Annotated in this window: 9 protein-coding genes (1 of these 9 only partly in view); 6 read left to right on the top strand and 3 right to left on the bottom strand. The window is 65.5% G+C overall.

The features are described from left to right. Position 1: 1 nt before the first annotated feature. Positions 2-1,906 carry a nucleoside-diphosphate sugar epimerase/dehydratase gene (locus PSEMAI1_RS0102085; protein WP_024301270.1) on the top strand — a complete coding sequence of 635 codons (1,905 nt, stop codon included), beginning with the start codon at positions 2-4 and terminating at the stop codon, positions 1,904-1,906. Further along, the gene (locus PSEMAI1_RS20410; protein WP_024301271.1) at positions 1,896-2,300 is read left to right on the top strand and encodes a DUF1294 domain-containing protein; all 405 of its coding nucleotides are present in this window, start codon (positions 1,896-1,898) and stop codon (positions 2,298-2,300) included. The genes PSEMAI1_RS0102085 and PSEMAI1_RS20410 overlap by 11 nt, the downstream gene beginning before the upstream one ends. Before the next feature lie 86 nt (positions 2,301-2,386). Here the strand turns inward: PSEMAI1_RS20410 and PSEMAI1_RS0102095 are convergent, their stop codons facing one another. Further along, positions 2,387-3,592: a diguanylate cyclase gene (locus PSEMAI1_RS0102095; protein WP_024301272.1), complete on the bottom strand. Its 1,206-nt coding sequence runs from the start codon at positions 3,590-3,592 to the stop codon at positions 2,387-2,389. Between the two features lie 123 nt (positions 3,593-3,715). Between PSEMAI1_RS0102095 and PSEMAI1_RS21065 the strand changes: the two genes are divergently transcribed. Next, positions 3,716-3,910: an aldo/keto reductase gene (locus PSEMAI1_RS21065; protein ID WP_232219817.1), complete on the top strand. Its 195-nt coding sequence runs from the start codon at positions 3,716-3,718 to the stop codon at positions 3,908-3,910. A 54-nt stretch (positions 3,911-3,964) separates the two neighbouring features. Here PSEMAI1_RS21065 and PSEMAI1_RS0102105 read toward each other — a convergent pair whose 3' ends face one another. Together PSEMAI1_RS0102105 and PSEMAI1_RS0102110 are read right to left on the bottom strand one after the other, a co-directional pair. Then, the gene (locus tag PSEMAI1_RS0102105) at positions 3,965-4,333 is read right to left on the bottom strand and encodes a YggL family protein (protein ID WP_024301273.1); all 369 of its coding nucleotides are present in this window, start codon (positions 4,331-4,333) and stop codon (positions 3,965-3,967) included. Positions 4,334-4,389: 56 nt separating this feature from the next. Then, entirely contained in the window at positions 4,390-5,925 is a 1,536-nt protein-coding gene (locus PSEMAI1_RS0102110) for a UbiD family decarboxylase (RefSeq protein ID WP_024301274.1), read from the bottom strand. Between the two features lie 149 nt (positions 5,926-6,074). Here PSEMAI1_RS0102110 and PSEMAI1_RS0102115 point away from each other — a divergent pair, with 149 nt between their 5' ends. From PSEMAI1_RS0102115 to PSEMAI1_RS0102125, 3 genes are all read left to right on the top strand, one after another. Then, positions 6,075-6,671, top strand: a complete 597-nt coding sequence (locus PSEMAI1_RS0102115) for an OmpW family protein (RefSeq protein ID WP_024301275.1) — start codon at positions 6,075-6,077, stop codon at positions 6,669-6,671. Between the two features lie 104 nt (positions 6,672-6,775). Then, positions 6,776-7,831: a PLP-dependent cysteine synthase family protein gene (locus PSEMAI1_RS0102120; protein ID WP_024301276.1), complete on the top strand. Its 1,056-nt coding sequence runs from the start codon at positions 6,776-6,778 to the stop codon at positions 7,829-7,831. A 122-nt stretch (positions 7,832-7,953) separates the two neighbouring features. Beyond that, positions 7,954-8,597: the 5' portion of a VanZ family protein gene (locus PSEMAI1_RS0102125; protein WP_024301277.1), read on the top strand. Its footprint extends 466 nt past the window's final position; the window shows 644 of its 1,110 coding nt (coding positions 1-644); it begins with the start codon at positions 7,954-7,956; the stop codon falls past the right edge of the window.

Below are 8,597 nucleotides of genomic sequence, written 5' to 3' on the forward strand. Positions count from 1 at the left end.
CATGATCGACAAGCTGCTTTCCTTCTCGCGCCACCACAAGATGGCGCTCCTGATGCTGATGGACGCGCTGCTGCTGCCCCTGGCGCTCTACAGCGCGGTGGTACTGCGCCTGGGCGGGGTGTGGGACCCCAAGCTCACCCCCTATCTGTGGATCTTCGTGGTGCCGCCGCTGTGGGTGATCCCGATCTTCATCAAGCTCGGGCTCTACCGCGCCGTCCTGAAGTACCTCGACGACAAGATCGTCTACACCGTGTTCTACGGCGTCAGCCTGGCGGTGCTGGTGCTGGCGGCGGTGATCGTGATGGCGCGCATCGGGCCGTTTCCGCGCTCTTCTGTCATCATCTTCTGGGTGTTCGCCATGGCCTACATCGGCGGCAGCCGCTTCCTGCTGCGCGGCCTGGTGCGGCGCATCGACGCGGTGGACAGCCCGCGCGAGCACGTCGTCATCTACGGCGCCGGCCGTGCCGGCATCCAGTTGATGCTGGCCCTTCAGGCCGGGCGCGAATACCGGCCGATGGCCTTCGTCGACGACAACCCGCAGCTATGGCGCCACACCTTCCGCGGTCTGGCGGTACACGCTCCAGCCGAACTGCCGTCCCTGCTCGCCGACACCGAGGCCAAGGCCATCCTGCTCGCGCTGCCCTCGGTCAGCCGCGCGCGCCAGCGCGAAATCCTGGAAAAGCTGGAATCGCTGCACGTGCCGATCAAGCGCCTGCCGGGTCTGGCCGAGCTGGTGTCGGGCGAGGTGCGGGTGGAAGAACTGAAGCGGGTCGACATCGAGGACCTGCTCGGGCGCGACCCGGTGCCGCCGCGCCCCGAACTCCTGGCGCGCAACATCGACGGCCGCGTGGTGATGGTCACCGGCGCCGGCGGCTCAATCGGCTCCGAGCTGTGCCGCCAGATCGCACGCCAGAACCCGGCGCGGCTGGTCCTGTTCGAGCTGTCCGAATACGCGCTCTACGCCATCGATCAAGAGCTCAAAACCCTGGCGCCGCAGCTGGAATGCGTGCCGCTGCTGGGCTCGGTCACCGACTACGAGCGGCTGCGCCGCATCATCGACAGCTTCGGCGTGCAGACGGTGTTCCACGCCGCCGCCTACAAGCACGTGCCGCTGGTCGAGCACAACCCGCTCGCCGGCATCCGCAACAATGCCTTCGGCACCGACGTCTGCGCCCAGGCGGCCGAGGACGGCGGCGTCGACACCTTCGTGCTGATTTCCACCGACAAGGCGGTGCGCCCGACCAACGTCATGGGCGCCACCAAGCGCCTGGCCGAACTCTGCCTGCAGACGCGCCACGCGCGCGGCAGCGGCACGCGCTTCGTCATGGTGCGCTTCGGCAACGTGCTGGGCAGCTCGGGTTCGGTGGTGCCGCTGTTCAAGAAGCAGATCGCCGATGGCGGCCCGGTCACCGTTACCCATCCCGAGATCACGCGCTACTTCATGACCATCCCCGAGGCGGCGCAGCTGGTGATCCAGGCCGGCGCCATGGGCGAAGGCGGCGACGTGTTCGTGCTCGACATGGGCGAACCGGTCAAGATCGCCGACCTAGCGCGGCGTATGATCCACCTCTCCGGGCTGGAAGTGAAGGACGAAGCCCACCCCGGCGGCGATATCGAAATCCGCTTCAGCGGGCTGCGCCCCGGCGAGAAGCTGTACGAGGAGCTGCTGATCGGCGACAACGTGCTGCCGACCGACCACCCGCGCATCCTGCGCGCGCAGGAATACCACCTCGGCGAGGAGGTGCTGGCCAGCCTGCTGCAGCGCCTGCGCGACGCCTGCACGCGCCACGACGCCGACGCCGCCTTCCTGCTGCTGCAACAAGCGGTGCACGAGTTCCAGGCTGCCGCGCGCACGCGAGACTGGCTGGTGGAGTACGCTTCCGCCGGCGACGCCTATGGGCAATGACGCCCGTCGACGGCCAGCGCGGCGCACCGATGGCATCGCCACGGCCGCGGTGCTGTTGTTTTTCCTTGGGCTGTGGCTGGCGCTTCTGGCCGGGCGGCTGCCGTTCTGGCTAGTGGCGCTGTATGCCGGCGCCAGTCTGGCGAGCTTCCTGCTGTACTGGCACGACAAGACGGCGGCGCAGCGTGGGCAGTGGCGTACTCCGGAAATCCAGCTGCACTGGCTGGCCCTGCTCGGCGGCTGGCCCGGCGCGCTGGTCGCCCAGCGTGCCTTCCGTCACAAGTCCAGCAAGGCATCGTTCCGCCGCGTGTACTGGCTCACGGTGGGGCTCAACCTGGCCGGTCTGGGCTGGTGGCTGGCGAAAGGGCCGACGCTGGCGACGCTGCTACCGGGTTGAGACCCGTTTCAGGATAACGACAATGACCGAAGCCTGGCATTGACCGGCTTCGGCCAAGCTTTCTCGTCCTCGGCCCGGGCGGTCTGCTACGCCGGTTGCGCCGCCATCCGCGCGGCCACCTCGGCCGGCTCCGGCACGCAGGCATCGTCGGCGACGACACGGTCCCGCCCCTCCTGCTTGGCGCGGTACATGCGCGCGTCGGCGATCTCCACCAGGCGCTGCCAGCTCGCCGCCAGGTCCGCCTGGTTCTCGGCCAGCCCGATGCTGGCGGTCAGCGGCGAGCCGTCCGGGCGCAGTCCCAGGCCATGCCGGCGCAGCCGCGCCAGCGCTTGCAACGCCTGTGACCGGTCGGTTTCCGGCATCAGCAGCAGGAACTCCTCGCCTCCCCAGCGCGTCAGGATGTCGCCGTGGCGCAGCGTGTCGTTGATAGCCCGCGTCAGATGCTGCAAGGCGTGGTCGCCGGCCTCGTGGCCGTACTGGTCGTTGATGCTCTTGAAGTGGTCGAGGTCGATGAAGGCCACCGACAAGGGCCGGCGCGCACGGCGTGCCAGGGTGAACTGCAGGTCGAGCATCTCCTCGGCGCTGCGGCGCGAGAAACAGCCGGTCAGCGGGTCGCGTACCGCCTGGTTGACCAGCGCGATCATGAAGGCGAGCTGGCTCATCGAGGCCAGCGTCGCCACCCCGGTGATCAGCGTCAGCAGCCAGAAGGCGCCGCTGAACGACGGCCAGTCGATCACCTGCCAGCGCAGCAGCCAGGCCAGACCGTCGGCGATCAGGATCGGCGAGGCGAAGGTGGCGCTTTCCAGCAGCGTCAGCGGAAAGATGGCGAAGCCGGCCAGCAGCACGAACGGCAGGAAGGCGTAGCCGGTGCCGATCGCCGCCGACAGCCCCTGCAGTTGGTAGCGCGTCAGCAGCAGGTGCGAGGCGATGTAGAACAGCGTCGGGATGGCGAACAACGTCGCCATCGCACGGTAGGCGTGGCGCAGCGTGCCGTCGCTGTGGTGGCCGAAGACCAGCCAGGCGAAGGCGGCGGTGGCCATCAGGCGCATCCCGGCCAGCTGGGCCGCCAGCTCCATGGGCAGCGCGACCACGTCGATCGCGATCCACAGCGGTGTCAGTAGGGCGAACAGCATGGCGAACAGACGTGCCCGATTGATGATGATCACGGCGCGGCGTTGCGCCATCAGCGGCATGTGCTGCTGCGGGCTGATCAGCCATGCCGTTTCATGGGCGGTCAGTTCGCCGGGGAGCAGCCCCAACAGACGCTGCCACAAGGTGAGGGTGAGCTTCATGGTCGAGGGCCCAAGGGTGGGGATCGGCCATTCTAGGGCGCGTTGGCCGGATTGCTGTTTGTCATAGGTCAAGCGATAGGCGATGGGTGTCCGTTTCGGTGTCCGGCTGGCGTTTCGCCTCCGGTGACGTCCCTGTCCCCGGCCCAGATGGCGCTGGCCTACGTCAACTCGCGCCCCTTCGTCGCCAGCAACCTGATCGCCACCACCGCGCTGGCGCAGCTGGAAGAGAACGTCGCCAGCGTGACGCTGACCCTGGCCGACGAGGTGCTGGCCGGCATCGAGGCGATCCACGAGCGCTACCCCAACCCGGCGCCGTAACGGTGACGCAAAAACAAAGCCCGCGTCAGCGGGCTTTGTTGGAGAGAGGTTCGATCAGGCAACATGCCACAGATCGATCAGCTCGCTCGCTTCCAACTGCTTCACTTCGCTGCGTGCCTTCAGCCAGCCCGCCAGCTCGTTACGCAGTTCCTCGCCGATCTTCACCGTGCCCACCGGGAACACCACACCCTCCAGGTTGCTGCGGCCGTCGAAATGGCCGCCGAAGCTGACGCCGGCCTCGTCCACGCGCGTGAGCCAGGCATCGAGCAGGGCATCCTGGCCTTCGCTGCCGAGATCCTCGGCCAGGGTGGCCACCAGATGGAAACCCAGCTCGCGGTATTCGCCGACGCGCTGCTTCTTGCGCTGACGGTTGTTGAGGCGCTTCAGGCGCTGGGCGGAATTTGGGTTGCGTGCATCGCTCATGTCTAGACTCCTGTGAAGGGAAAACCGCGCATGGTAACAGATAAGGCTGGCCGGGCTTACAGTCCCAGTTCGCCCCACAGCTCATCGACGCGCCGTTTCACCGCCGCGTCCATCACGATCGGCGTACCCCACTCGCGCTGGGTCTCGCCCGGCATCTTGTTGGTGGCGTCGAGCCCCATCTTGCCGCCCAGGCCCGAGATCGGGCTGGCGAAGTCGAGGTAGTCGATCGGCGTGTTCTCGATCAGCACCGTGTCGCGCACCGGGTCCATGCGCGTGGTGATGGCCCAGATCACCTCCTGCCAGTCGCGCGTGTTGACGTCGTCGTCCACCACCACGATGAACTTGGTGTACATGAACTGGCGCAGGAAGCTCCAGCAGCCCATCATCACGCGCTTGGCGTGGCCCGGGTACTGTTTCTTGATCGACACCACCGCCATGCGGTACGAGCACCCCTCGGGCGGCAGGTAGAAGTCGACGATCTCCGGAAACTGCTTCTGCAGGATGGGCACGAACACCTCGTTCAGCGCCACGCCGAGGATGGCCGGCTCGTCCGGCGGCTTGCCGGTGTAGGTGCTGTGGTAGATCGGGTCCGGCCGCGAGGTGATGCGCTCCACGGTGAACACCGGGAACCAGTCCTGCTCGTTGTAATAGCCGGTATGGTCGCCGTACGGGCCCTCCAGCGCGTGCAGGTAGCCGTCCTTCTCCTTGAGCGGCACGCCATGCTCGCTGACGCCTTCGAATCCGGCCTCGCACGGAGTCAGCACGCCCTCGAGCACGATCTCGGCACTCGCCGGCACCTGCAGGTCGTTGCCGATGCTCTTCACCAGCTCGGTCTTGCTGCCGCGCAACAGGCCGGCGAACTGGTATTCGGACAGCGTGTCCGGCACCGGCGTCACCGCGCCGAGAATGGTCGCCGGATCGCAGCCCAGCACCACCGATACCGGGAACGGCGTGCCCGGACGCGCGGCGCGGTGCTCCCGGAAGTCGAGCGCGCCGCCACGGTGCGCCAGCCAGCGCATGATGACGCGGTTCCGGCCGATAACCTGCTGGCGGTAGATGCCGAGGTTCTGGCGCTTCTTGTTGGGGCCGCGCGTCACGGTCAGGCCCCAGGTGATCAGGGGCGCCACGTCACCCGGCCAGCAATGCTGGATCGGCAGGCGCTCGAGGTCGACATCGGAGCCTTCGATCACCACCTCCTGGCACGGCGCCTTCCTCACCTCCTTGGGGGCCATGGAGAGCACCTGCTTCAGCAAGGGCAGCTTGTCCCAGGCGTCCTTCAGCCCCTTGGGCGGCTCCGGTTCCTTGAGGTAGGCGAGGGTCTTGCCGATTTCGCGCAGCTCGCCGATGTCCTGTGCTCCCATCCCCATCGCCACCCGGCGCGGCGTACCGAACAAGTTGGCCAGCACCGGGAAATCGAAGCCACGGCCGTCGCGCACCGGCTGCTCGAACAGCAGCGCCGGGCCGCCGGCCTTGAGCACGCGATCACCGATCTCGGTCATCTCCAGATGGGTCGAGACCGGCACGCGGATGTGCTTGAGTTCCCCTTCGCGTTCCAGTTGGGCAATAAAATCGCGCAAATCGACATATTTCATGACAGGACCATGATCTAGCTCAAAAAACCGGGAAGCGAGTGTGGTTAATCTTCCCTCCGAAGACGTCGCACGCTACTGCCGGCACGCAGCAAAGTCAACGGCAGCAGGTCGGGCGATCAGCAATCCACCAACCATCTTTGGAGAAAACCATGAAAAAGCTTGCTATTGCCGTGATTGCCGGTCTGGTGTCGGCCAGTGCCTTCGCCGCCCAGGGCGACATCCTGGCGCGCTTCCGCGTCATCAACATCGCCCCGGATGTCAAAACTGACAAGACCCTCTCCGCCGTGCACGCCGACGTGGACGACCAGACCGTGCCGGAACTGGACTTCACTTACATGATCACCAACAACATCGGCGCCGAGCTGATCCTGGCCACTGCGCGTCATGAAGTGACCTCCGATCTGGGTTCGCTCGGCAAGATCAACCACCTGCCGCCGACCGTGACGCTGCAATACCACTTCAATCCGGAAGGCCAGATCCGCCCCTACGTCGGCGCCGGTATCAACTACACCCGTTTCTACAACAACGACCTGAAGCTGGGCTCGAGCCAGGTCAACGTCGACAAGAACAGCTGGGGCGGCGCGCTGCAGGTCGGTACCGACATCGCCGTCAACAAGGACTGGTTCGTCAACCTGGACGTGAAGAAGATCTATATCAAGACCGACGTGGATGTGAACGGCGCCAACCTTGGCACCCTGAAGATCAACCCGTGGGTATTCGGCGTCGGTATCGGCACCAAGTTCTGATCTTTACGGCGGCAGCCGGAAGACAACAGGGCGCGCCGCACGGTGCGCCTTTTTTGCTGGCGCAGCGGTAAAATGAGCGTTTTATGCCGTTGCGAGATGCGTCCATGTCCAACTGGGTTGCCCAAGCCGTCCGTCAGATCGAGGCGGACTTCCATCGCTCCAGCGATACCCACCTGATTCCCCTGGCCATCCCGGCCCTGCCGCAGATTCAGCTCTATTTCAAGGACGAATCCACCCACCCCTCAGGCAGCCTCAAGCACCGGCTGGCGCGCTCCTTGTTCCTGTACGGCCTCTGCAACGGCTGGATTCGCCAGGGAACGCCGATCATCGAAGCGTCGAGCGGCAGCACTGCCGTCTCCGAAGCCTACTTTTCCCGCCTGCTGGGACTGCCGTTCATCGCGGTAATGCCCAAGGGCACCTCGGCCGAGAAAATCCGGGCCATCGAATTCTATGGCGGCAGTTGCCACCTGGTGGACGATCCGGCCACCATCTACGACGAATCGCGCCGCCTGGCCCAGGAACTCAAGGGCCATTACATGGACCAGTTCACCTACGCCGAGCGCGCCACCGACTGGCGCAGCAACAACAATATCGCCGAGACCATTTTCCAGCAGATGACGCTGGAGCCCAATCCGGTGCCGGAATGGATCGTCTGCGGCGCCGGTACCGGCGGCACCTCGGCCACTTTCGGCCGTTACGTGCGCTACCAGAAGCAGCCGACCCGGCTGTGCGTGGTCGATCCGGAAAACTCGGTGTTCTACGACAGCTACGTCAGCGGCAACCCGGACTGCCGCTGCGAGGGCGGTTCCGGCGTGGAAGGCATCGGCCGTCCGCGCGTGGAACCCTCGTTCATCCCGACGGTGATCGACCGCATGATTCGCGTGCCCAACGTCGCCACCTACGCCGCCATCCATTTTCTCGAAGAAGTGCTGGGCCGACGCTGCGGCGGCTCCACCGGCACCAATTTCTTCGGTGTGTGCGAACTGGTCGCGCAGATGGTGGCCGAAGGGCGGAGCGGCTCGGTGGTTACGCTGATTTGCGACGATGGCAACCGCTACCAACACAGCTATTACGACAGTAACTGGCTGGCCGCAGGCGGTTTCGATATCGCGCCTTGGCTGGAGCGCTACCGGCGCTTCTTCGAGACGGGTCGATGGTGATCGGGAGAGGCGGGAAGCCTGCCGGCGACGAAGCAGGCCGAAACCAGACTGTCTGTGGGAACCCTGGCAAGCGATAATGCCACTATGTTGGAATCGAACCAGTTGAGTGCACGGGAAGTCTCATGTTGAATCCCATCCGCCATGCCTTGCCGCAGCGGGGACATGTCGCCCGCTACCTGGCGTTGCTGATGTTCGTCGTGATCGTGTTCACCAGCCTGTACCCGTTCACCGGATGGAGCTACAGCGGCCGTCCGCTGCTGGAGTTCCTGTTCTATCCGCTGCCTTACTACTTCCGCCTGTTCGACAACCTGGTCAACCTGCTGGTCTACGTGCCCTACGGCTTCGCTCTTGCGCTATCGTTGCGGCCGCGCTGGCTGGGCTGGTCCTGCGCCTTGTTGTTCGCAGCGCTCACCAGCTTCATGGTCGAATTCACCCAGGAGTTCCTGCCCGAGCGCATCGCCTCCAATCTGGACATGCTCTACAACTTGGCGGGAGCTTTCATCGGCGCCACGCTGGCGGTCAGTCCGCTGTTCCGCCGTGTCTGGCACCATATCTGGCGCTGGCGGCAGCGCTACTTCGTCGCCAACGAGCCTACCGACTACGCCCTGGCCCTGATGGCGATCTGGTTCATCACCCAGCTCAACCCCTCCGTCCCGCTGTTCGGCGTCGTGGTCATGCCGCTGGGGCTGCCGCAGCCGTTCATCTCGCCGATCGACAATCCGGCGCTGTTCCTGCTGCTGCTGGAAGCGGGCGGCGCGATGCTGCA

The sequence above is a fragment of the Pseudogulbenkiania sp. MAI-1 genome (assembly GCF_000527175.1).
Lineage (GTDB): Bacteria > Pseudomonadota > Gammaproteobacteria > Burkholderiales > Chromobacteriaceae > Pseudogulbenkiania.